We start from the raw sequence: 22,039 nt of genomic DNA on the forward strand, positions 1-22,039 counted from the left end.
GTCGATATATTCGGGGCATGACTACTTCTCCCACTCCTCCCGTTGCCAAAAAGGTTCCCACCGAGCGCGTCCACCACGGAGACACCTTCGTTGACGAGTACGAGTGGCTGCGGGAGAAGGAAAACCCCGACGTCGTAGCCCACCTCAAGGCCGAGAACGCCTACATGGAAGAGGTCACTGCGCACCAGGAGAAGCTGCGGCAGGAGATCTTCGACGAGATCAAGAACCGCACCGAGGAAACCGACCTCTCCGTGCCGGCCCGCAAGAAGGGCTGGTGGTACTACTCCCGCACCGAAGAGGGCAAGCAGTACTCCATCCACTGCCGCACCGCAGCGCAGGACACCGGCGACCTGGACGCCGACTGGACGCCGCCCGTCGTCGAACCCGGCGTTCCGGTGCCCGGCGAGCAGATCCTGATTGACGGCAATGCCGAGGCCGAAGGCAAGCCCTTCTTCGCGCTCGGCGGGCTGGCCGTGACCGAAGACGGCAACCTGCTGGCTTACTCCGAGGACAACGCCGGCGACGAACGCTTCACCCTGCGGATCAAGGACCTGCGTACCGGAGAGCTGCTGCCGGACACCGTCACCAACGTTTTTTACTCGCTCGCTTTCTCCCCCGACGGCACCCGCGTGTTCTACACGGTGGTGGACGATTCCTGGCGTCCCTACCAGATCAAGGCCCACACGCTGGGCACCCCGGTGGAGGACGACGTCGTCATCTACCAGGAGGACGACGTCGCCATGTGGACCGGCTTTGACCTCTCCGCGGACCGGCAGCAGCTGCTGATCGGCATCAGCAACTCCGAATATTCCGAGTACCGGGTCCTGGACTTCGGGGATCCCGCCGGGGAGGTGCGCACCCTGATCCCGCGCAGCGAGCACATCCTCTACGAGGCCGAGCCCGTCACCCTTGCCGGCGAGCGCCATTACCTAATCACGCACAACAGGGACGCGCTGAACTCCATGCTCTCCCTCGTGGCCGAGACGGAGTTCGCGCTGCCGCTGGACGAGCAGCACTGGAACACCGTAGTGGCGCACGACGACGCCGTCCGCGTCAACGGTGCGGCTGTCACCAAGTCCCACGTCATCGTCTCGGTCCGCAAGGACACCACGGAGCGGGTCCAGGTCCTCCCGCTGGAGGGTCTCGGCACCGAGGTGCAGGGCGATCCGGTGGAGCCTGCCTTCGACGAGGAGCTGTACACGGCCAACCTGGCCAACGCCGAATACGATTCCCCGATCATCCGGCTCAGCTACACCTCCTTCCTGACTCCCCCGCGCGTCTACGACTACGTGCTGGCCACCGGTGAGCTGGAACTGCGGAAGGAGACACCGGTCAAGGGCGGCTACGACCCGGCTGAATACGTTGCCGAGCGCGCCTGGGCCACCGCAGGCGACGGTACCCGGATCCCCCTGTCGGTGCTGCGCCGCGCCGAGGTGAAGCAGGACGGCAGCAACCCCGCACTGGTTTACGCGTACGGCAGCTACGAAATCAGCATGGACCCCGCCTTCAGCGTGGCCCGGCTGTCCCTGTTGGACCGCGGCGTCATCTTCGTCGTCGCCCACATCCGCGGCGGCGGTGAAATGGGCCGGACCTGGTACGACCAGGGCAAGAAGCTGCAGAAGAAGAACACCTTCACCGACTTCGTGGCCGCCACCGACTACATTGCTTCCTCCGGATGGGTGGACCCGAACCGGATCGCCGCCATGGGCGGATCTGCCGGCGGACTGCTGATGGGTGCCGTGGCCAACCTGGCCCCCGAGAAGTACCGGGCGATCGTGGCGCAGGTGCCCTTCGTGGACGCCCTGACCACCATCCTGGATCCGGACCTGCCGCTGTCGGCTCTGGAGTGGGAGGAATGGGGCAACCCCATCACCGACCCCGAGGTTTACCGGTACATGAAGGAGTACACCCCGTACGAGAACATCCGGGCCGTGGACTACCCGCGCATTGCCGCGGTGACTTCCTTCAACGACACCCGCGTGCTGTACACCGAGCCCGCCAAGTGGGTCGCCAAACTGCGCGAGGTGACCACCGGTTCCGAACCGATCGTCATGAAGATTGAGATGGACGGCGGACACGGCGGAGCATCCGGCCGGTACGAGGCCTGGAAGGACCGGGCCTGGGACTATGCCTTTGTGCTGGACGCACTGGACGCCGTTGATCCGATCCCGGCTCACACCGCCGGAGAGTAATTTCGGGGCGTTTTCCGGCGGTAATTTCGGGGCGTTTTCCGGCGGTAATATCGGCCGGCGATTTCCGGCGGGACCGCCGGATAACGACTTCCCGCATTGTCGGCCTGGGCCGGGCGTTCAGTCGCCCGGCTCAGGCGCCGGCTTGTTCAGGGGCCGCTTGGGGGATTCCTTATTCGGCGATTGCTTGTTCGGCGATTGCTTGTTTGGCGACTGCTTGTTCCGGGAACGGTCCTTGGGAGCCGCCCGCTTGTTCTGCTGCAGCAGGGTGAGCGAAATGGTAGCCACGGTCAGCAGGACAACACCCACGATAATCAGGTCCAGATGGTCGCGGATGAACGGGAACCGGTCCCCGAGGACGTACCCCAGCAGCGTCAGCCCCATCCCCCACAGCAGGGCGCCGGCCGCGTCGAACATAACATAGGCGGAATAGCGCATCTTGCCCACGCCGGCCACCACCGGAGTGAAGGTCCGGACAATGCCGACGAAGCGGGCCAGCGTGATCGCCTTGCCGCCGTGCCGGGCGAAGAACACCTCGGCGCGGTCTACATTCTCGCTTCGGAAAAACCGGGAATCGGGCCGGGAAAACACCGCCGGCCCGGCCCGCCGGCCAATCCAGTAGCCCAGCTGATCCCCCGTAAACGCTGACAGGGAAATCAGCAGCCCCAGCAGCCAGACGTTGACGTCCACCGTTCCGGTGGCCACCAGGAGCCCTGCGGTGAACAGCAGCGTGTCTCCGGGCAGGAAAAACCCCACCAGCAGCCCTGTTTCGGCAAAAACAATGCCGCAGACCACCAGCACCATCCAGGGCCCCAATGCCGGATCCGCCAGAAAGACCTGCGGATCCAGCCATTCAGGGAGCACAGGCCACCACGGCCCCGCAGGCCGGTGCCCCAGCCGCGGATGCTGCCGCCGCCCCAGCCGCGCAGGCCGTTGCCCTAGCTCCGCAGGCCGTTGCCAGGGCCCCAGCCCCAACCCCGCAGGCCGCTGCCGCGGCGTCGAAAACTATCACCTCTTCAACGTACGGCACGGGCCTGTGCCGTGTCCCGGCCGCCCGGAAAAGGGCGTCCAGCCGCAGGAAGATGGCAGGAAGGCACCCGTCGCTTCCTGTAGCGAGGCTCTGATTGAGATCGTTGCCGTAGGTGAGAGCTTTGCCGTGAGTGAGAGCATTAGCGAATGGACACCCCTGACCTCCGCCGCCTTCCCGCCGGCCGGGTGGAACTGCACGACGCGAGGCGGAAGCGCCGGTGGAGCGTGAACCTCAAATCGTTTGAAATCAGCCCGGTACCCGTAACTGCGTTTCTGTACGCCGACGCTCCCGGAAGCAACAGTCAAGGTACGCGCGTGCCGGCAGTCGACGTCAGCTGGATCGACGCGGTTGCGTTCTGCAACAAGGCATCAGCATCTGCCGGCATCGACCCCGCCTACACCTTCCACGAGGGGGACGTCGTGTGGCACACGGACTCGGCGGGCTATCGCCTTCCAACGGAAGCGGAGTGGGAGTACGCCTGCCGTGCCGGTACATCAGGGCCGCACTACGGGCCGCTTGAGCTGGTGGCATGGACGGAGCATGACGGGGGAAAACGCCTGCAGGATGTGGGGCTGAAACGCCCGAACGGCTTCGGGTTGCACGACACTCTCGGCAACGTGTGGGAGTGGTGCTGGGACCTGCTCGACCCGGCCAGATACGGCGACTACCGGGTTTTCCGCGGCGGCGGTTTTGCTGACAAACCGTGGAATGTCCGTGCATCTGCACGCCGGGGCGGAGCACCCGGAATGAGCCATCCGGACCTTGGATTTCGCCTCGCCCGTGGAGCCTTTGCCCCCGCCCAAGAGACACAGGGCTGGTCCGGCCCTGCCGACAGGGAGCGCGGCGCATCAACGGAAGCTTGGCCTTCAGGCTGGACGCGCCGGAGGCTCTAGCTTCGGCTCGGCAGTTTATGACCTCGTTGGTACACCGCGAGCGGAACCTTTCACGGTCCGGCTTGACAGTGACAGCCCTCACAGGATTACCTAATGAACATTCGGTAAATAAAACGAGAGGGTCCCATGGCTGACATCGATGTCGCTGCGCAGGGCACGCTGATCCACCCCATCCTGGAGGACGACACCGTGGCCCGCTGGCTCGGACTCGCCGTCGAGCATCTGGCCCCGGGTGAGGCAACCATCAGCATGGAGCTCCGCGCCGATATGCTCAACGGCTTTAGCATCGCGCACGGCGGCATGGTCTTTGCCTTTGCCGACACGGCCTTCGCCCTGGCCTGCAATCCGGCGGACGCCGCCTCACTGGCGGACATGGAGCTGATTACCGTGGCGGCCGGCGCGGACATCAATTTCATCTCGTCGGCTCTGCCCGGGGAGACCCTTCGGGCCGTGGCCGTACACCGGGTTTCCGCCGGCCGCAGCGGCCTCTATGACATCGAAATCACGGCTTCGGGTCCTGAAGGCAGCCGTGTGGTTGCCGAATTCCGCGGCCGCTCCCGTTCCATCCCCAATCCCCGCCACCACTCCCGAGCCTGAGCTTCCGCCAGAACCCGACTCGCTCACCCTTCGTTCCCCCACTTCCGGTCCGCTATCCAAAGGGCATGCCTTGAAAACCACCGCCGCACCCGTGAAATCCACCGCCGCAGACCCGGCAACGCTCGATCCCGAAGAGCGGATGAGCCGCGACGAGATCGAGGCCCTTCAGCTCACCCGCCTGCAGCACACCGTGAAATATGCCTACGAGCGGGTACCGCTGTACACGCAGAAGTTCGACGACGCCGGTGTCCGTCCCGAGGACCTGAAGGAACTGTCGGACCTGGCCAAGTTCCCGTACACGACCAAGGAAGACCTGCGCCAGACCTACCCGTTCGGCATGTTTGCCGTTCCGCAGAATCAGGTGGCGCGGATCCATGCTTCTTCGGGAACCACCGGCCGCCCCACCGTCGTCGGTTACACCGCAGGCGACCTGGACCGGTGGGCCACACTGGTGGCGCGTTCACTGCGTGCCTCGGGTGTGAAGCCCAGCTACAAGGTGCACAACGCCTACGGCTACGGACTGTTCACCGGCGGCCTGGGCGCTCATGCCGGCGCGGAGAAGCTGGGCTGCACCGTGATTCCGATGTCCGGCGGACAGACCGAGCGGCAGATCCAGCTGATCCAGGACTTTGAGCCGGACACCATCCTGTGCACTCCCACTTATCTGCTGACGATTGCCGATGCCATGCGCACCGCCGGGATTGATCCGCGCTCCACTTCGCTGAAGAACGCCGTCCTGGGCGCCGAACCCTGGACCGAGGAAATGCGCCACGAGCTGGAAGTCCTGATGGACCTCGACGCCTGCGACATTTATGGCTTGTCCGAGGTGATGGGCCCAGGTGTTGCCGGTGAATGCGTGGAGACCAAGGACGGCACCCATATTTGGGAGGACCACTTCCGGCCGGAGATCATTGACCCGTTCGATGAGACCCGAGTGCTCGGCGACGGCGAACCAGGCGAACTGGTCTTCACCTCCCTGACCAAGGAAGCGCTGCCGATCATCCGTTACCGCACCCATGACCTGACCCGGCTGTTGCCCGGGACTGCCCGGCCCGGTATGCGCCGGATGGGCCGGATCACCGGACGCAGCGATGACATGATCATCCTGCGCGGCGTGAACCTGTTCCCCAGCCAGATCGAAGAAATCGCCCTCCGGATTCCTGCCCTGAGCCCGCACTTCCAGTTGGAAATCACCCGGCCGGACCGGATGGACGAGCTGACGGTCAAGATTGAACGCCGGGAAAACTCCAGTTCCGACGACTGCAGCAGCGCTGCTGCCGAGCTCAAGTCCCAGATCAAGATCCATATCGGGTCCTCCTGCACGGTCCATGTAGCCGAACCGGGGACCCTGGCGCGCTCCAGCGGCAAGCTGCGCCGGATCTATGACCTGCGCAGCAAGGACGCCGGACTCGTCCAAAGCTGACCGGCCATCCGAACGTTCATGAGAAAATAGGATCCATGCCTTCCACTCCAGCCACAGCTGCCGGCCCGGCCGCCGCCGGGAACCGCCGCGGCCGTCCCGGATACGATCAGCAGTCGATCCTGACCATCGCCGTCGACGTGTTCAACAAACACGGCTATGAGGCCACCTCCATGGGCATTCTGGCGGAAAACCTGGGCATTACGAAGTCCGCGATTTACCACCACGTCCCGTCCAAGGGCGATCTGCTGCGGCTGGCCCTGGACAATGCGCTGGGCGGACTGGAGGCCGTGCTCGATGATGCTCGTGCCTCCAACGGTCCGGCGGACGAGCAGCTGGAGTTCGTGCTGCGCGGCACCATCAAGGTCCTTACCGAACGGCTGCCGTTTGTGACGCTCCTGCTGCGGCTGCGGGGCAATACGGAGATCGAACGCGACGCGCTGGCCCGGCGCCGGGAGTTCGACCACCGCGTCGCGAAGCTCGTGGACGCTGCCCGGAGCGAGGGATCGCTGCGCAGCGACATCGACCCGCGCACCACCACGCGGCTGCTGTTCGGCACGATCAACTCCATAGTGGAGTGGTACAAGCCGGGCGGCCCGATTTCGCCGGACCAGCTGGCCGACGACATCATCTCCATGGTTTTCCACGGACTGCACCGCAGCTAGCTGATTTCCTCCGCCGACCGCATTTCCACTGGCATCCCTCCCCGGCTGCCTTAGAACGGCGGCGGGTCATCCCCGTAGTCATCCGCGCTGCTGCCTGCCCGCGTGTCCGTGGCCGTGACCGTCCGGGAATCTACGTGGGGCACGGTCCGGGAATCTGCACGGACAGCCGCGGCGGACCGGTCCCCAGCACCGTCCGGGCCGGTTCCCTGCATGACCGGAGCAAGAGCCAGGTGCGGTTCGGTACGGTAAGTTCGTCCTCCCGGCGATGTCCACTCAATGACCCCGGCCGCCGGCTGGCAGGCCTTCCAAAACCCCTTGGTTTTGAACATGTGGTGCCTCCGGCACAAATGCTCGAGGTTGTCATGATCCGTGGCCCCGCCCTGCACCCACGGCTTGGTGTGATCGATCTCGGAAATCACCGCATTCGTCCGGCACCCCGGGAACCGGCAGGTCCCGTCCCGGGCCCGCAGCCACCGTTGAAGTCCGGCCCGGACTTTCCTTCGGCGTCCCACCCGCACGATTTCCTCAGTGTCCGGATCCCGCTCCACCGGCGTCCATTTCCCTGCCTCCCGGGCCATCCGGCGGGCGGCTTCCGGACTGATCGGCCCGTAACCATGCAACTCCGCCGGCTGATCGTCCGCGCCGAAGAGGGTTTCAGCGCTGATCAGCACCAGAATCTCCGCCCTAGCCCCAGCCCTGGCCCTGGCCCTGGCCCTGGCCCGGGCCCGGGCATCGGTGCTGGCATCACTGCCACAACCGGCGCCGGTGCCAATGCCGGCGGCGGTGCCGGATGCACCCGCGCCGGCGTCCTGCCCGGTGCTGAACGGGTCCCCCGCGGTGCCAGAACGGCCACCGGGGCGAACACCGGATAAGTCCGCGCCCGCCGATCCCTGCCCACCACAGGGGTGACCGCCGCCGGACATAAGCAGGTCCTGAAGGATGTCCGCCCGCAACTCATCCACCCTGCGGGGATCACCATCAGCCTGCTCACCCCGGGCAGCCCTGCTCAGCTGAGTGAAGATCGACTGCGCGTTCTCCGCCGGCAGGAACGCCGAGAGCCAGGACATTCCATCCGCCGCAGGCTCCAGACACACCTTGCGCTTCTCCAACGCACTCAGCTGGCGCTGGACAATGCCCTGCGGATACTGGTTTTCCCGCAACCGCCGCGCCCGCACCCGGAACTGAGCCGCAGTCTGACCCGCTGCAGCCTCCAGCAACTTTGCCTCGAACCCCGGAAGCCCCACAGCTTCGATGTCCTGGCACTGATCCAACACCGTCTGAGCATGACCGTAACTGATCCCGCCCTGCTCCAGATTGCCCAGAGTCACGGCATGAACGCCGCAGAGACTGCCCGCCTCAGACATCAACCGCTGCCCGGTACTCTGCGGCACGCAAAGGATCGCTGCTGCCTCCGACGCCGCAAGACTGAACGCCATACCCGGATCAGGCTTTCCGGACGGGAAATGCATCTCGTCCCGGTAAATACTCTCCATCCGGTGCAGGACCTTAGCCTGCTGCGCCTGCGCCCACCGCATCAGATGATCCAGGCGGGAGAGCACAGCACCGGCAGTCTGCTCATCCAGCGCATCCGCGCCCTGCAGAACCAGAGAACCGGATAACCCGTGTTGGCAGGCACTCCCGGCCGCATCACCGGAAACAACAGTGTCGTCGGAAGCAGTAGTGGTGGCGCTGGCGCTGAAAGCAGTGTCGCCGGAAGCCGGGGGCGAATCGGAACGACCCGGAGCAGCAGCCAAAGAGGTAGCAGAAGAGGAGGCACCGACAGCAGCTGATACGGCGTGGAAAACCGAGTAACCGGGCGGTGCAGCGGCCTCCCCGCCGGCGGTGGGGCCGACGCCGAGGGCGGTGCCGGCAGCCTGCTCGCCGAACCGCTCGGAACCGGGAAAAGTCCTGTGCTGATCCATGCCTTCAGGCTTTCACCTGCCTCTGACATTTCCGCCGCCAAAAGAGCCCCCAACAGCCCAAAACAGGCCCTATTTCGGCACCCCAAATACCCGACTTTTTTGGCCGACTACCTGCTTGAGTTTCGAACGGGCCATACGGGCGGGTCAGTGGGGAAACGGCGGGAAATGACCCGCGGCCGGACCCCCAAGGGCCCGGCCGCGGTTCAGCAGCGTTTCAGCAAAGGGTCAGCCGTGATTCACCGCGATCCCCGCGGTCAGTCGCGACTCAGCGACTCAGCGCCCAGCGACCAGCGACCAGCGACCAGCGACCAGCGACCAGCGACCAGCGACCAGCGACCAGCGACCAGCGACCAAATGCTAGCTGCGCTTCTTTTCGACGAGGGTCAGAACGTCGTAGGTCGCGACAATCTCGTCATTCTGGTTGGTCAGCAGCGCGTCCCAGGCCACCTCGCCGTACTCGTCGGTCTCGCGCGGAGTGATCTTCTTGGCGGTAAGAGTGACCCGGATGGAATCGCCCGCCGCAACGGGTGTGATGAAGCGCAGGTTTTCCAGTCCGTAGTTGGCCAGCACCGGTCCCGGAGCAGGTTCCACAAACAGTCCGGCAGCCCAGGACAGCAGCAGGTAGCCGTGGGCCACGATGCCGGGGAAGAACGGATTGGCTTCAGCCGCTTCCTGGTTGGTGTGCGCGTAGAAGGTATCGCCGGTGCTGTTGGCGAAGGCAGTGATGTCTTCCAAGCTGACCTCACGCAGGTCCGAGCGGACAGCGTCGCCAATTTTCAGTTCCGAAAGGTCCTTGCGGAACGGGTGGGTGCCGTCGAAGTTGCGGTCCGCACCGGTATGCCAGATCCCGGTCAGGGCGGTGAGCATGTTCGGAGAGCCCTGAACCGCGGTGCGCTGCATGTGGTGAAGCACGGAACGCATGCCGCCGAGCTCTTCACCGCCGCCGGCACGTCCGGGTCCGCCGTGAACCAGATGCGGGACCGGAGAACCGTGACCGGTGGAGGTGCGGGCGTCTTCCCGGTTCAGGATGAGCACGCGTCCGTGATGGGCGGCAATGCCCAGGGTCAGTTCACGTGCGATGGCCGGATCGTTGGTGCAGACCGTGGCTACCAGCGACCCGCTGCCCAGGGCAGCCAGGCGCACGGCGTCCGCGGCGTCGTCGTACCCGATCACCGAAGCCACCGGACCGAAAGCTTCCACCGAGTGCAGTGCCTCCGCACTGTTGTCCGGCCAGGTCAGCAGGATCGGAGCCAGGAACGCGCCGTCGGCCGCAACCCCGCGGCTTCCGTCCGCGAGGACAACTTCCGGAGCATCCAGCGAGCCGTAGGCAAGGGTGGCACCTGCGTCCAGCAGGGTCTGGACCGAGGAGCGCACACCTTCGAGCTGTTCGGTGGAGGCCAGGGCACCCATGGTGACGCCCTCGGCGCGGGGGTCACCCAGGACCACGCGCTCGTCGATGCGCTGGCCCGCTGCGGCGACGACGTCGTCCACCAGGGCCGCCGGCACAATGGCACGGCGGATGCTGGTGCACTTTTGGCCCGCTTTGACGGTGATTTCCGTGACGAGGGACTTCACGAAGGCATCAAATTCCGGTGTTCCGGGGACGGCGTCGGGTCCCAGAATGGCTGCGTTCAGGGAGTCGGTTTCGCAGGTGAAGCGGACTCCGCCCTCTGCCACGTTGGGGTGGGCCTTCAACAGCTTCGAGGTGGAGGCGGAGCCGGTGAAGGAGACGTAGTCGCGGTAGTCCAAATGATCGAGCAGGTCGCGGGCGGACCCGGAGATCAGCTGGAGGGACCCCGCAGGCAGGATCCCGGAATCCACAATCAGTTTCACTGCCTCGGCGGTCAGGTATCCGGTGGGCGTGGCCGGTTTGACGATGCTGGGCACCCCGGCGATGAAAGCGGGTGCAAGCTTTTCCAGCATGCCCCAGACGGGGAAGTTGAAGGCATTGATTTGCACCGCGACGCCGGGCAGGGAGGTGAAGATGTGTTCGCCCAGGAACGACCCGTCCTTGGAGAGGATCTCGGCGGGACCGTCCACCAGCACGGTGGAATTGGGAAGTTCCCGCCGGCCCTTCGAGCCGAAGGTGAACAGCACCCCAATGCCGCCGTCAATATCCACCAGGGAATCCTTGCGGGTGGCGCCGCTGCGGGCGGAGACCTCGTACAGTTCGTCCCGGTGCGCGTTCAGGTAGGTCGCGAGTTCCTTGAGCTTCAAGGCGCGCTGGTGGAAGGTGAGCTGCTGCAAACCGCGGCGGCCGACGGTGCGGCCGTGTTCGACGGCGGCAGCCAGGTCCAGCCCGGCGGTGCTGACGAGTGCCAGCGGCTCTCCGGTGCTGGCATCACGGACTTCAGCAGGCTCGGCGGCGGTCAGCTCGGAGCGGTCCGGTGTCCACCAGGAATCGCGGACGTAGCTGGGAACGATTTGGACGTCTATGGCAGTGGATGTCATCTTCGACTGGCCCTTTCAAACATTGATCCTGGCCGCGGCGGGCGGTCCCGTCTGCGGCAGCACCGAGCGGAAGAAGGCCCGCAGGATAAACTGACCGGACGGTCGGTAATGAAATCAGCGTACAGGAAACTGTGCCCTGAAACACAGCAGGCAACGGGAAATGTACTCGATTCCGCGGTCCGGAGGGGTGCTTCTGCTGTCCCCGGCAGCGCACGGGGCTACTTTGGTGGGACCCGATCTTTGGTGGGACCCCATCGCAAAGGAGCGACCATGCGCGAGCTTGAAGCCTTGACCAACCGAAGCAACCCGGACGCCGGCCGTCCGTTTCTTCCGCATTCCCCACGGCTGCGGCGCGCGGGAGTCATCGGCGCCCTGGCGCTGGGCCTGACGGCGGCCCTCCCCGGCACGGCCGTAGCAGCTCCGGGTGAAATGCCGGGTGCGGCGCCTGATTCCGCCTCGGCTTCGGGATGGGAGTCCGGACACGGCATCGACGGCGGAAGGGGCGGCGGGCACGGCGGCGGTCACGGCAACGGGCACGGCGGCGGTCACGGCAACGGCAACGGGGGCGGCGGGCACGGCAAGGGCCGCACCGTGGATTACGTTGCCTTCGGGGATTCCTACGCGTCGGGTTTCGGCGGCGGACCGGTGCTGGACACCTGCGGCCGCACCGCCGAGGGCTATCCCACGCTGCTGGATGCCCTTCCGCGCGTGGAACTGGACAGCTTCCAGGCCTGCGGCGGCGCCACGGCCCTCACCACAGAACCTGCTCCTCCAGCCGGGCCCGTGGACCTGCCCGAGCAGATTTCCACCGCTGTCTCAGCCAATCTGCTGAACCGGCAGACCGATCTGGTCACCGTCACGATTGGAGGCAATGACGTGCAGTTCGGGTCCGTCGTCGCTGCCTGCCTCGGAGCGGAGCTGCCGGAAACCTGCGCTCCCGCAATAGCCGCGGCGCAGAGCTACGCCGAAACCGCCGTCGTGCCCCAGCTGCAGGCCAGCTTTGCCGCTATCCGGGAGGCCGCACCGCGGGCCGAACTCGTGGTGGCCGGTTATCCGCACCTGTTCGAAGGGACCGTTCCGGGAGCTTTGAGCGTTGAGGCGCAGAACCTGTTCAACGCCGGCACCGACGCGCTCAATGCCGTGGTCGCCGCACAGGTTGGCGAGGACGGCACCTTCGTGGATGTCACCGAGGTGTTTGCCGGCCATGGCATCGGTTCCGCCGATCCCTGGATCCTTTCCCTGAACGAACCCTTTTCCCTGCATCCCAACGCCGCGGGATACCGGGAGGGCTACTTCGCGGCCATCACGGAGTCCGTTGAGCTGCTGAACCCTGATCGGCACGGCGGAGGCTGCCGCGGCGGCCGGGGCTAGCGCGCACGGCCGTGCACCGGCCTGGCATTCGGCGGAGGCTCTCCGACCTCGTGGACGGCATGGCCGCTGCACGCCGTGTTGGTTACGCTGGCCCGCTCGATGCGCGACACGGTGAACCATCGCATTGCGTTTCGCAGCAGGCACCACCCAATCAAGTACCACTGACCGTTCGTCGAGGCGAACAGCACGGGTTCGACGTCGCGGGTTGTCGTGGTCCCGTCTCTCGATGTGTAGCAAATACGGACTACCCGCTGCTCGGCCATCGCCTCCTCCAGCGCAGACCTGACGATGCGTGACGAGGACGCAATTGGATTGACCCAGACGCGGCCGGCCAGCTCTTCGGCTCTTGCCCGGGTTTTGGGATCGAGGACGTCCAGGATCTTCTGGATGCCGGCTGCTGCCAGATCGGCGTAGGGGGCATCGGGTGCAGCGGACACGGCCGCCATGAGCGCCACGGCTTGGGCCGGGGACAGGCTGACAGGCGGCAGGGACGCGCCTGCGGCCAGTCCGTAGCCGCCGCCCGGGCCCGGGCGCGACCATACGGGCGCGCCGCTGTTCTCCAGCGCGGCGAGGTCCCGCTTGACTGTGCGTACTGACACGCCGAACTCTCCAGCCAGCCGCTCGGCGGAGCAGCCCCGTGATCCGTTCCGGCGCAGCATCTCGGACAGGGCATGGAGCCGTTCTGCCCGCTTCACTGTTGAGTCCGCATCACTGTTCAGTGCGCTTTAAATCCATGCCACAAATAGTGACATACCGCTGCCCGCATTGCCTACGAATGTAGTGACATGACAACTACTACGAGCAATCCCGCCATCGTTCTCATCGCCGGCCACTGGCTGGGCGCTTGGGCGTGGGATGAAGTCCTTGATCATCTGACTGCCAGCCACTCAGTCGCCGTGACACTGCCCGGACTCGACGGCGACGATCCGCACCGTGCGGCTAAGACTCTCGATGACCAGGTTGCAGCGGTCCTGGAAGTCTTCGCCCGGCTCGGGGTCTCCGAAGGCCAGCCCGCGGTCATCGTCGCCCACAGCGGGGCGAACTTCCCCGTCAGCCTTGTCCTTGACCGGCACCCGGGGCTTGTTCAACGGGTAGTGTGGGTTGACTCGGGCCCGGTGTCGGCGGGCAGCGCCTTTGCCCCGGACTTCCCCGACGGGGTGGAGGGGCTTCCGCTGCCGTCCTTCGACGTCCTCGCACAGCAGGCGAGCCTCGAAGGCTTGAGCGCAGAGGCCCTCGAGCGATTCCGCGCCCGGGCCGTGCCTCAGCCCGGCCCTGTGCTTCGCCAGCCAGTCGAGCTCATGAACGATGCCCGCCGCAAGGTCCGCACCACCCTGGTCTGCTGCTCAATCCCGGGCGCGCAGGTGATGGAGCTGGCCCGCGCAGGCCATGCCGTGTTTGCCGAAGTCACCAACATCGAGCACCTCGACGTCGTCGACCTCCCGACGGGGCACTGGCCCATGTGGAGCCGCCCGCGCGACCTCGCCGAGGCCATACAAACAGCGGCTTCCCGGCTCAGCTGAACAGCACGCACACCGCGCGGGGCAAGTACGCCTAGGCGTCGGCGGGAACCGTCAGCACCTCGGCCAGGTCGAATTTCACCGGTTCCTCGAGCTGGCCGTAGGTGCAGGACTCGGGAGTGCGGTCCGGACGCCAGCGCAGGAACTGGGCGGTATGACGGAAGCGTTCGCCTTCCATGTGGTCGTACTTGACCTCCACCACGCGTTCGGGCCGCAGCGGCACAAAGGACAGGTCCTTGTTCCCGCTCCAGCGGCTGCCCTCCGAGTTCCGCGGCGTCCGGGTTCCGGCGTCCTGCTTGTCCGCCGTCCAGGGGTGGTCCGCGGAGTCGCTGATCAGCGGCTGGAGTTCGGAGAACAGCTCCTTCCGCCGGGCCATCGTGAAGGCTCCCGCGACGCCCACGTTGGTGAGTTCGCCGTCGTCGTTATAGATTCCCAGCAGCAGCGAGCCCACCGCATCCGGCCCGCTCTTATGCACCCGGTAGCCGGCCAGCACGCAGTCCGCAGTCCGCTCGTGCTTGAACTTGGCCATGGTCCGCTTGCCGGGCTGATAGGGATCGTTCAGCGGCTTGGCCACGATGCCGTCCAGTCCGGCGCCCTCAAACTCGCCGAACCAGCGCTGCGCGGTCTCCGGATCGGTGGTGGCAGCCGTCAGGTACACCGGCGCCTTCGCTTCCGCCAGAGCCTCTTCCAGCGCTGCCCGGCGTTCGGCGTACGGCCGCTCAAGGTAACTGGTGTCATCCAGTGCCAGCAGGTCAAAGGCGGCGAAGGCCGCCGGGGTCTGCTCTGCGAGGAGCTTCACCCGGCTGGCCGCGGGATGGATGCGCTGCTGCAGCACTTCAAAATCCAGCCGTTCACCGGAGGCGCTGATCAGGATAATTTCGCCGTCCACCACGCAGCGCTCCGGCAGGTTGTCCTTCAATGCCTGAACGAGTTCGGGAAAGTAGCGGGTCATCGGTTTTTCATTGCGGCTGCCGATCTCCAGATCATCTCCGTCCCGGAAGATGATGGAGCGGAAGCCGTCCCACTTCGGCTCGTAGGAGTACTCCCCCTCGGGCAGGGCGGTGACGGCTTTGGCCAGCATGGGGGCCACGGGCGGCAGGTCCGGAAGTTTCATGGGCCCATTCTTACCCGGAGAAGACGGCCGTGCCCAGACCCGCAGCGAACGCGGTGAGCAGGTCCCGCCCCTGCTGCCAGTCCCCTATCCCGCTCTCATCATTGATGTGGGCCAAAGCCCCGGCATCCACCAGAGGCACACCCCACGCACCGGCCAGAAGCCGTGCTCCCGGCAGGGTGCAGTACGGATCATTTTCACTCGCCACCAGGAGCCCCGGCACCGGAAGCGGCTGAAGCCTCGGGTCCCGGAAGGAGCCTGCGGTGTCGGGAAACGCCGGTTCGGCCGGGTCCGGCGGCGCCACCAGGAGCACGCCCCGGGCCCCGCCGGGATTGCGCAGCAGCCATTCGGCGGACGCCAGACACCCCAGGCTGTGAGCCACCAGGATGGTGTCGCCTTCGCGGCTGCCGGCGGCGTCGTCGAGCGCGTCCAGCCAGTTTTCCAGGTTCGGGTCATCCCACGACGACGGCGAAATCCGGGACATCTCCGGCCCGCCGTCCTGCCACAGGCTCTGCCAGTGCGCGTTGTTGGATCCGCCGATCCCGGGAACCATGGTCAGGTGCATGCGTTTGCCTCGCTTCTGGGGAATTATCCGGGGAATATCTCTGCGAAAACCGGCGCTGTGCCTGAACATGAAGAACATCGGTTTCCTGTCCTTTGGACATTACCGGGATGTAGAAGGATCTTTCGTGCGCACAGCCCGGGACGCCCTGCTGCAGACTATCGATCTGGCGGTCGCAGCGGAGGAACTGGGCGTGAACGGAGCCTACCTGCGGGTGCACCATTTCGCCCCGCAGTTCGCCGCGCCGTTCCCGCTGCTCTCCGCCATGGCCGCACGCACCAGCACGCTGGAACTGGGCACCGCAGTGATCGACATGCGCTATGAAAACCCCCTCTACATGGCTGAGGAAGCAGCTGCGGCGGACCTGATCAGCGGCGGACGGCTGCAGCTGGGCCTGAGCCGGGGATCACCCGAGCCGGCCCTGCGCGGCTACGAGGCGTTCGGATATGTTCCGGCCGACGGCAGCACCGACGCCGATGAAGCGCGCAAACACACCCTCGTGTTCCGCGCAGCCATCGCCGGCGCCGGGCTGGCGGCAGCCGATCCGGTCATGACCGGCACCTCCGGAACCCTTGCCGTAGAGCCGCAGTCCCCCGGACTCAGCAACCGGATCTGGTGGGGTTCCGGCACCCGCGCCACGGCCAAATGGACCGGACAGCAGGGCATGAACCTGATGAGCTCCACCCTGCTGACCGAGGACACCGGCGTGCCCTTCGACCAGCTGCAGGCCGAGCAAATAGCGCTGTTCCGCTCCGCCTGGGCCGATTCCGGACACGAGGGCACACCCCGGGTCTCCGTGAGCCGCAGCGTCATTCCGCTGGTCACCGATGAGGACCGGCGGTACTTTGGCCTGCGCGCCCTGGCCGACACCCGCGACCAGGTGGGAACGCTGGACGGCGGTTTGGCCCGCTTCGGCAAGAGCTACATCGGCGAACCGGATGTGATCGCTGAACAGCTCGCCGCGGATGCCGCGGTGCAGGACGCGGACACGGTCCTGGTCACCGTGCCCAATCAACTGGGCGTGGAGTACAACACGCAGCTGCTGGAAAACATCGTGAAGCATGTGGCTCCGGCAGCCGGCTGGCGCTGACTCCCCGCCATGGATGCAGAACGCACGACGGCGGACGGTTCCCAGTGTCGGCGGCGTGCGCTAGTGTTGTGTCAGCTTCACGAGAGGTGGCCGACGGCCGGACAAGTTCCGGCCGGAAAAGCTCCGACTGGCCTCACACCAACCCCACTGTTCGGCGGGTGGTTCGGATGACGAAGCGGTCTGCCGCCGCCCGGCGCAGGCAAGGACAAACCGTAAAGGAAAACACTGTGAGCATTTCCAGTGACGCCCGCTGCACCAGTTTCAAGCCCGGCCACAACGTTCATCTCATCCATGCCAAACTGCTGGCCGGCTTCGATGACTGGGTGGACGCGCAGGCGTACGTTGATCTCGACCTGGACCTGATCCAGCTGGTGGTGGACGGTCAGCAGCAGCTGATGTGGTTCCACGACCTGCCGGCCCTGGCGCAGGCCCTGGCCGGTTCGGACGGGCAGGCGCAGTGGTGCGCACGGCATTCGTCGCTGCTGGTTCCCGGCGGCTTCGTCACTGCGGCCAAGCGTTCTTTTTTCTACTTGGCGACGCCGGAAAGGGTGCTTCCCTGTAACCGGGTCAGCGCAGGCGACGCCGAAGCCGCGCGATCTCGTCAAGGCTAAGTCCCGCTGAGAGCAGGTACTGTTCCGCGTCAAAACCGTCCAGGGCGCGGAGCAGTTCCTTCCGGCTGTCGGCCGCCCGCTCCCGGAGCTGGTCCTCGGTGAGCGGTTTTTCCCGCGGGTGCAGCTGGGTGGCGTGGAAGGCGTTGATGCCGCGGACCGCCTGCTCGTAGTCCTCGGCAATGGCTTCGGGTTCCGCACCGGCCAGCGCCAGCGCCAGCATGGCGATCAGGCCGGTGCGGTCCCGGCCGGCGGAACAATGCATGACGACGGCACCGTCGCGGGCCTCGGCTACGGCACGCATGACGGCGGCGATCTTCTGCGGCCAGCGGCGCAGGTTTTCCCGGTAGAAGCGCGGCGAGTCCATGTAGGGGCCGGTCAAGGCGGTGAACTCCGGATCCCTCGCCTCCTGGGTGGGCCGGTTCAGGAACACAATGTCCCGGGCCGCCGACGGCGCCACCTCCGGATCGGTACCCCGGCGGCCGATCTCGGAGTCGTTGCGCAGGTCGACGACGGTGCGCACGCCGTCGTCGTATGCCTGCCGCCAGCCGTTCTCCGTCAGCCATTCCGAGCGGCCCATCCGGAAAATCCGGCCCGGCGCCACCTTCCCGCCGCCGGCAAGGGGAATGCCGCCGAGGTCGCGGGCATTGGCGGCGCCCTCCCACTCCACGCCGCGGTCAGTGCGGTTGTCCATGCTTCCACCCTAGGCCGAGTCCGGCGGGGATGCTTCCACTGGGTCGGAGGCGTGAGGTGTGTCCGGCGCGAGGTCGAGGAGGAACAGCGCACGGCTGCCCTAGGCTCATCGGTGTGGAATGCAGGCTCCCCTCATCGAAAAGGAACGTGCCATGTCACCGATCGAAGTTGTCCAGAAATCCCTTCCCGCCGTTCGTCTTGCCGCCCGCACCGCGGTGGTGTCCGACCAGCCCGCTCTGCGGGGTGCATCTCGGGGCCATGGACCGCATCGCCGAGAGCTGGCAGGCTCTCCACGCCGAGATTATTGCCCGCGGATTTGCGCCTTCCGGTCCCTGCCGGGAGCTGTACATGCGTGCGGTGTCCGAGGACCAGTCGGATTGGGTGACCGAACTGCAGCAGCCGGTCACCCGCGCCTGACTCACTGCCAGTCGAAGAAGCCCCTGCCGGATTTTCGGCCGAGCTCGCCGCGGGCCACTTTGTCCCTCAGGATCTGCGGCGGCTCGAACCGGGGCCCCAGCGTGGAGGCCAGGTACTCGGCAATGCCCAGCCGGACGTCCAGGCCCACTATGTCGGTGGTCCGCAGCGGGCCGGTGGGGTGCTTGTAGCCCAGCACCATGGCGGCGTCGATGTCCTCGGCCGACGCGACGCCGTCCTCCACCATCCGCATGGCCTCCAGGGCTATGGCCACTCCGAGCCGCGAGCTGGCAAAGCCGGGGGCATCCTGAACGACGACGGGTGTTTTCCCCAGGTCCTGCACCCAGGTCCGGGCGGTGTCGGCCAGCTCCGCGGAGGTCTGCGGCCCGAGCACCACCTCGATCAGTTCGGAGGCCGGCACCGGGTTGAAGAAGTGCAGGCCGCAGAAGCGGTCCGGGCGCTCGAGTTTTCCGGCCAGTTCGGCGATGGACAGCGAGGAGGTATTGGAGGCCAGCCAGGCGCCGGGAGCCAGCTGTTCCTCCACGGCGGCCAGGGCTGCGGCCTTGAGGCTGAAGTCCTCGGGCACGGCCTCGACCACGAGTCCGCAGCGGGCGAAGTCGGCGTAGTCGGTGGAGACGGAGAGGCGGGCGGTAAGGTCCTCGAGGGATTCGGTAACCGTTCCCCGCTCCACGCTTTTGGCCAGGTTGGCGGCAACCCGGTCGTAGGCGGCGGAGGCGGCGTCATCGTCGCGCTCCACCACCACCACACCGGCCCCCGCCGTGCAGAAGGCGTGGGCGATGCCCGCGCCCATCCGTCCGCCGCCGAGAACTCCTACCGTGGAGGGAACTGCCATTATTTTTTCTTCCTCTCGAGGAATGCTGCCATGCGGTCGAATTTGGCCTCGGATTCGAACAGAATCCCCTGGGCCAGGGTGTCAATAACGGGGTGGGCCTCTGCCGGAGCCGCAAACACGGCCTTTGTAATCCGTACCGCCAGCGGGTCCTGGCGGGCAATGCGGTCGGCCAGGGCGTGGGCGGCGTTGAGCAGCTGCTCGGGGTCCGCCAGCTCGGTGACCAGGCGCACTGCCAGTGCCTCGTCGCCGGTGAGGATCCGCCCGGCGAGGAGGATTTCCTTGGCCAGCGGCTCCCCCACGAGCTCCTTAAGCCGCCAGGTGGCGCCGGCGGCGGCCAGAATGCCGAGGGAGGTTTCCGGGTTGCCGATCTTCAGCCGCGGGGTGCCGATGCGGAAGTCGGCGGCGAAGGCCAGTTCCGCTCCCCCGCCCAGGGCATAGCCGTCCAGGGCTGCGATGACGGGCATCGGCAGCTTGGCGATCCGGGCAAAAACGCTGGAGTTGATGCCGCGCAGGGCGTCGTCGCGGCGGCGTTCACGGAGCTGGGCGATGTCCGCTCCGGAGGCAAACACGCCGCTGCTGCCGGCCAGGATCAGGATCCGGGGGTTTTCCTCCAGCTCCGCGCACAGCTGGTGCAGCTCATCGACCATGGCCTGGTCGATGGCGTTGCGGACCTCGGGCCGGTTCAGGACGGCGGTGATCCGCCCTTCGCCCTCGGTGACCTGCAGCGTGGTGAACGACCTGTAGTCAGCGCCCACTTAGACGGCCTCGATGAGCATGGCCGTACCCTGGCCCACGCCTACGCACATGGTGGCGATGCCGCGGGAAGCGCCCTCGCGTTCCATCCGGTTCAGCAGCGTGATGGCAATCCGTGAGCCGGATGAGCCGAGCGGATGGCCCAGGGCAATAGCACCGCCGTCGTTGTTCACGATGTCCTCGTTCACGCCGAGCCGGCGGATGCAGGCCAGTGACTGGGTGGCGAAGGCTTCGTTCAGTTCAAAAGCCCCGACGTCGGCGAGCTTTACGCCGCTGCGGGCGAGCACCTTCTGAGTGGCCGGGACGGGGCCGATGCCCATGATTTCCGGCGGAACTCCGGCGGAAGCGCCGTCGACAATCCGGGCACGGGCGGTGAGTCCGTATTCGCGGATGGCCCGCTCCGAAGCGACGATGACAGCGGATGCTCCGTCATTCAGCGAACTGGCGTTTCCGGCGGTGACGATGCCGCCCGGCTTGACCACCGGACGCAGCTTGGCCAGGACCTCGGCGGTGGTGCCCTCGCGCGGGCCCTCGTCGGCGTCCACCACGGTGTCGCCCTTGCGGCCGGGAACCGTGACCGGAACAATTTCATCCTTGAAGCGCCCGGCAGCGATGGCGGCGATGGCGTTCTCGTGCGAGCGGACGGCGAAGGCGTCGGCGTCTTCGCGGGAAATGCCGTCCACCGCGGCGAGTTCCTCCGCGGTTTCCGGCATCGAGTAGGTCATCTTGCCGTCGCGAGAGAGCTCTCCCGAGGTGAAGCGTTCATTGACGAAGCGCCAGCCGATGGAGGTGTCGAAGGTATCCCCCGGCTTGGCGAAGGCCTTGGTGGGCTTCTCAGTGACCCAGGGGGCACGGCTCATGGACTCGGTGCCGCCGGCAATGACGATGTCCGCGGCACCGGACTTGATCATGTGCGAGGCCATGATGATCGCGGAGAGGCCCGAGGCGCACAGCCGGTTCACGGTAATGCCGGGAACGTCCGAGGGGAAGCCCGCCAGCAGGGCAGCCATGCGCGCAACGTTGCGGTTCTCCTCGCCGGCACCGTTGGCGTTGCCCAGGATCACTTCGTCGACGACGGCGGGGTCCAGTCCCTCGCGGGCCACCAGTTCCTGCAGCGTCAGTGCTGCGAGGTCATCGGGACGGACGCTTGAGAGCCCGCCGCCGTAGCGGCCTACCGGAGTCCGTACTCCGCCCACGAGAAATGCTTCAGCCATGTCCGTCTGCTCCCACCGTCTGTGTTGCTGTGTTGCCTGCTGTGTGTGCAAGGCGCGCCAATTACTGAACGTTCGTTCTGTAAACAATCTCATGTTGGCGCACTCCGGTCAATGTCTGCGCAGGGAGACACCGTAACAAGCTGCCCCTGCGGACAGCAGCTGACCGCAGTACCGGGCCGCCGAAGGGTTCCCTCTGGTTAGCTCCTGATCATGACCTTCAATATTCAGATTTGTGTTGACTGCGCGGATGCCCATTCCCAGGCTGACTGGTGGGCCGAAACCCTGGGCTGGGTCCTTGAACCCCTGGACCAGGCGTTCATTGATTCGCTGCTGGAACAGGGAGCCATCGGTCCGGACGATGTGGTCGAACACAACGGGCAGCGCAGATGGCGCGACGGTGCCGCCATCTGCCGGGAGAGCGAAGCGCACTCCCCCGAACGCCTGCGCATCCTGTTCCAGCCCGTGCCCGAACCGAAGACGGCGAAGGACCGCATCCATCTGGACATCCACCTCAACGGGGCTGACAAGGACGCGAAGCGCGCGGAACTGGAGGCACGGGGCGCCACCTTCCTTTACGCGGCCGAGCAGGGCCCGTCCTCCTGGTACACCATGGCGGATCCCGAGGGCAACGAATTCTGCATTGCCTAGCATGACGCAGTGCCTGGGGGCGGGCCTGGGGTACGGGC

The 22,039-nt window shown here is 66.2% G+C and carries 21 protein-coding genes and 1 riboswitch; of the genes, 11 read left to right on the forward strand and 10 right to left on the reverse strand.

The features are described from left to right. The first annotated feature begins 17 nt into the window (after window positions 1-17). Window positions 18-2,192 carry a S9 family peptidase gene (locus M1D40_RS15570; RefSeq protein WP_461169422.1) on the forward strand — a complete coding sequence of 725 codons (2,175 nt, stop codon included), beginning with the start codon at window positions 18-20 and terminating at the stop codon, window positions 2,190-2,192. Between the two features lie 117 nt (window positions 2,193-2,309). Here the strand turns inward: M1D40_RS15570 and M1D40_RS15575 are convergent, their stop codons facing one another. Next, the gene (locus M1D40_RS15575; protein WP_461169423.1) at window positions 2,310-3,053 is read right to left on the reverse strand and encodes a DedA family protein; all 744 of its coding nucleotides are present in this window, start codon (window positions 3,051-3,053) and stop codon (window positions 2,310-2,312) included. 312 nt (window positions 3,054-3,365) lie between these two features. Here M1D40_RS15575 and M1D40_RS15580 point away from each other — a divergent pair, with 312 nt between their 5' ends. The 4 genes from M1D40_RS15580 (at window position 3,366) to M1D40_RS15595 (ending at window position 6,794) form a co-directional block, all read left to right on the forward strand. Then, a complete protein-coding gene (locus M1D40_RS15580) occupies window positions 3,366-4,112 on the forward strand; it encodes a formylglycine-generating enzyme family protein (RefSeq protein ID WP_461169424.1) in 747 nt (248 codons plus the stop codon). A 126-nt stretch (window positions 4,113-4,238) separates the two neighbouring features. Continuing rightward, entirely contained in the window at window positions 4,239-4,709 is a 471-nt protein-coding gene (locus M1D40_RS15585) for a hotdog fold thioesterase (protein ID WP_341395285.1), read from the forward strand. 139 nt (window positions 4,710-4,848) lie between these two features. After that, complete coding sequence (gene paaK, locus M1D40_RS15590; protein ID WP_341395317.1) at window positions 4,849-6,132, forward strand: phenylacetate--CoA ligase PaaK; 1,284 nt, start codon at window positions 4,849-4,851, stop codon at window positions 6,130-6,132. Between the two features lie 35 nt (window positions 6,133-6,167). Next, window positions 6,168-6,794, forward strand: a complete 627-nt coding sequence (locus M1D40_RS15595; protein WP_461169425.1) for a TetR/AcrR family transcriptional regulator — start codon at window positions 6,168-6,170, stop codon at window positions 6,792-6,794. Window positions 6,795-6,844: 50 nt separating this feature from the next. On the opposite strand, the gene M1D40_RS15600 is transcribed toward M1D40_RS15595, so the two are convergent. Both M1D40_RS15600 and paaZ read right to left on the reverse strand, forming a co-directional pair. After that, a complete protein-coding gene (locus M1D40_RS15600; protein WP_461169426.1) occupies window positions 6,845-8,716 on the reverse strand; it encodes an HNH endonuclease signature motif containing protein in 1,872 nt (623 codons plus the stop codon). A 357-nt stretch (window positions 8,717-9,073) separates the two neighbouring features. Then, window positions 9,074-11,167 (reverse strand): phenylacetic acid degradation bifunctional protein PaaZ, encoded by a 2,094-nt coding sequence (gene paaZ / locus M1D40_RS15605; RefSeq protein ID WP_461169427.1) that lies wholly within the window; start codon window positions 11,165-11,167, stop codon window positions 9,074-9,076. 270 nt (window positions 11,168-11,437) lie between these two features. Between paaZ and M1D40_RS15610 the strand changes: the two genes are divergently transcribed. Beyond that, the gene (locus tag M1D40_RS15610; RefSeq protein ID WP_461169428.1) at window positions 11,438-12,538 is read left to right on the forward strand and encodes an SGNH/GDSL hydrolase family protein; all 1,101 of its coding nucleotides are present in this window, start codon (window positions 11,438-11,440) and stop codon (window positions 12,536-12,538) included. Here M1D40_RS15610 and M1D40_RS15615 read toward each other — a convergent pair. Then, entirely contained in the window at window positions 12,535-13,197 is a 663-nt protein-coding gene (locus M1D40_RS15615; protein ID WP_461171071.1) for a helix-turn-helix transcriptional regulator, read from the reverse strand. The two genes, M1D40_RS15610 and M1D40_RS15615, sit on opposite strands and share 4 nt — an antisense overlap. Before the next feature lie 126 nt (window positions 13,198-13,323). Here M1D40_RS15615 and M1D40_RS15620 point away from each other — a divergent pair, with 126 nt between their 5' ends. Next, window positions 13,324-14,058, forward strand: coding sequence for an alpha/beta fold hydrolase (locus M1D40_RS15620; RefSeq protein WP_461169429.1), 735 nt, complete (start codon window positions 13,324-13,326; stop codon window positions 14,056-14,058). Window positions 14,059-14,089: 31 nt separating this feature from the next. On the opposite strand, the gene M1D40_RS15625 is transcribed toward M1D40_RS15620, so the two are convergent. Beyond that, window positions 14,090-15,169: an ATP-dependent DNA ligase gene (locus tag M1D40_RS15625; protein WP_461169430.1), complete on the reverse strand. Its 1,080-nt coding sequence runs from the start codon at window positions 15,167-15,169 to the stop codon at window positions 14,090-14,092. Window positions 15,170-15,179: 10 nt separating this feature from the next. Next, complete coding sequence (locus M1D40_RS15630) at window positions 15,180-15,731, reverse strand: RBBP9/YdeN family alpha/beta hydrolase (RefSeq protein WP_461169431.1); 552 nt, start codon at window positions 15,729-15,731, stop codon at window positions 15,180-15,182. 67 nt (window positions 15,732-15,798) lie between these two features. Here M1D40_RS15630 and M1D40_RS15635 point away from each other — a divergent pair, with 67 nt between their 5' ends. Together M1D40_RS15635 and M1D40_RS15640 are read left to right on the forward strand one after the other, a co-directional pair. After that, complete coding sequence (locus tag M1D40_RS15635) at window positions 15,799-16,818, forward strand: LLM class flavin-dependent oxidoreductase (RefSeq protein ID WP_461171072.1); 1,020 nt, start codon at window positions 15,799-15,801, stop codon at window positions 16,816-16,818. Between the two features lie 75 nt (window positions 16,819-16,893). Beyond that, a riboswitch (SAM riboswitch) is annotated at window positions 16,894-17,030 on the forward strand. Between the two features lie 15 nt (window positions 17,031-17,045). Continuing rightward, window positions 17,046-17,429, forward strand: a complete 384-nt coding sequence (locus M1D40_RS15640; protein ID WP_341395275.1) for a hypothetical protein — start codon at window positions 17,046-17,048, stop codon at window positions 17,427-17,429. On the opposite strand, the gene M1D40_RS15645 is transcribed toward M1D40_RS15640, so the two are convergent. Next, on the reverse strand, window positions 17,386-18,120 hold the full coding sequence (locus M1D40_RS15645; RefSeq protein ID WP_461169432.1) for a tyrosine-protein phosphatase: 735 nt from the start codon (window positions 18,118-18,120) through the stop codon (window positions 17,386-17,388). The two genes, M1D40_RS15640 and M1D40_RS15645, sit on opposite strands and share 44 nt — an antisense overlap. A gap of 257 nt (window positions 18,121-18,377) precedes the next feature. On the opposite strand from M1D40_RS15645, the gene M1D40_RS15650 reads away from it, so the two are divergent. Beyond that, on the forward strand, window positions 18,378-18,536 hold the full coding sequence (locus M1D40_RS15650) for a GyrI-like domain-containing protein (protein WP_341395273.1): 159 nt from the start codon (window positions 18,378-18,380) through the stop codon (window positions 18,534-18,536). A 1-nt stretch (window position 18,537) separates the two neighbouring features. Here the strand turns inward: M1D40_RS15650 and M1D40_RS15655 are convergent, their stop codons facing one another. The 3 genes from M1D40_RS15655 to M1D40_RS15665 are packed head-to-tail and all read right to left on the reverse strand — an operon-like array spanning window position 18,538 to window position 21,353. Further along, window positions 18,538-19,386 (reverse strand): 3-hydroxyacyl-CoA dehydrogenase family protein, encoded by an 849-nt coding sequence (locus M1D40_RS15655; RefSeq protein WP_461169433.1) that lies wholly within the window; start codon window positions 19,384-19,386, stop codon window positions 18,538-18,540. Further along, window positions 19,386-20,141, reverse strand: a complete 756-nt coding sequence (locus M1D40_RS15660; protein WP_461169434.1) for an enoyl-CoA hydratase/isomerase family protein — start codon at window positions 20,139-20,141, stop codon at window positions 19,386-19,388. Before M1D40_RS15660 ends, M1D40_RS15655 begins: the two co-directional genes overlap by 1 nt. Further along, entirely contained in the window at window positions 20,142-21,353 is a 1,212-nt protein-coding gene (locus tag M1D40_RS15665; RefSeq protein ID WP_461169435.1) for a thiolase family protein, read from the reverse strand. It abuts the gene before it with no gap. 210 nt (window positions 21,354-21,563) lie between these two features. On the opposite strand from M1D40_RS15665, the gene M1D40_RS15670 reads away from it, so the two are divergent. Continuing rightward, window positions 21,564-22,001, forward strand: a complete 438-nt coding sequence (locus tag M1D40_RS15670) for a VOC family protein (protein WP_341395269.1) — start codon at window positions 21,564-21,566, stop codon at window positions 21,999-22,001. Window positions 22,002-22,039: the final 38 nt, after the last annotated feature.

Source organism: Arthrobacter sp. Z1-15, from assembly GCF_054792395.1.

What these genes read in the sequence shown, in the direction of transcription:
- M1D40_RS15570 (WP_461169422.1), top strand. Translation starts at nt 18, where the DNA reads ATGACTACTTCTCCCACTCCTCCCGTTGCCAAAAAGGTTCCCACCGAG.
- M1D40_RS15580 (WP_461169424.1), top strand. Translation starts at nt 3,366, where the DNA reads ATGGACACCCCTGACCTCCGCCGCCTTCCCGCCGGCCGGGTGGAACTG.
- M1D40_RS15585 (WP_341395285.1), top strand. Translation starts at nt 4,239, where the DNA reads ATGGCTGACATCGATGTCGCTGCGCAGGGCACGCTGATCCACCCCATC.
- paaK (WP_341395317.1), top strand. Translation starts at nt 4,849, where the DNA reads ATGAGCCGCGACGAGATCGAGGCCCTTCAGCTCACCCGCCTGCAGCAC.
- M1D40_RS15595 (WP_461169425.1), top strand. Translation starts at nt 6,168, where the DNA reads ATGCCTTCCACTCCAGCCACAGCTGCCGGCCCGGCCGCCGCCGGGAAC.
- M1D40_RS15600 (WP_461169426.1), bottom strand. Translation starts at nt 8,716, where the DNA reads ATGGATCAGCACAGGACTTTTCCCGGTTCCGAGCGGTTCGGCGAGCAG.
- paaZ (WP_461169427.1), bottom strand. Translation starts at nt 11,167, where the DNA reads ATGACATCCACTGCCATAGACGTCCAAATCGTTCCCAGCTACGTCCGC.
- M1D40_RS15610 (WP_461169428.1), top strand. Translation starts at nt 11,438, where the DNA reads ATGCGCGAGCTTGAAGCCTTGACCAACCGAAGCAACCCGGACGCCGGC.
- M1D40_RS15615 (WP_461171071.1), bottom strand. Translation starts at nt 13,197, where the DNA reads ATGCTGCGCCGGAACGGATCACGGGGCTGCTCCGCCGAGCGGCTGGCT.
- M1D40_RS15620 (WP_461169429.1), top strand. Translation starts at nt 13,324, where the DNA reads ATGACAACTACTACGAGCAATCCCGCCATCGTTCTCATCGCCGGCCAC.
- M1D40_RS15625 (WP_461169430.1), bottom strand. Translation starts at nt 15,169, where the DNA reads ATGAAACTTCCGGACCTGCCGCCCGTGGCCCCCATGCTGGCCAAAGCC.
- M1D40_RS15630 (WP_461169431.1), bottom strand. Translation starts at nt 15,731, where the DNA reads ATGCACCTGACCATGGTTCCCGGGATCGGCGGATCCAACAACGCGCAC.
- M1D40_RS15635 (WP_461171072.1), top strand. Translation starts at nt 15,799, where the DNA reads ATGAAGAACATCGGTTTCCTGTCCTTTGGACATTACCGGGATGTAGAA.
- M1D40_RS15645 (WP_461169432.1), bottom strand. Translation starts at nt 18,120, where the DNA reads ATGGACAACCGCACTGACCGCGGCGTGGAGTGGGAGGGCGCCGCCAAT.
- M1D40_RS15650 (WP_341395273.1), top strand. Translation starts at nt 18,378, where the DNA reads ATGGACCGCATCGCCGAGAGCTGGCAGGCTCTCCACGCCGAGATTATT.
- M1D40_RS15655 (WP_461169433.1), bottom strand. Translation starts at nt 19,386, where the DNA reads ATGGCAGTTCCCTCCACGGTAGGAGTTCTCGGCGGCGGACGGATGGGC.
- M1D40_RS15665 (WP_461169435.1), bottom strand. Translation starts at nt 21,353, where the DNA reads ATGGCTGAAGCATTTCTCGTGGGCGGAGTACGGACTCCGGTAGGCCGC.
- M1D40_RS15670 (WP_341395269.1), top strand. Translation starts at nt 21,564, where the DNA reads ATGACCTTCAATATTCAGATTTGTGTTGACTGCGCGGATGCCCATTCC.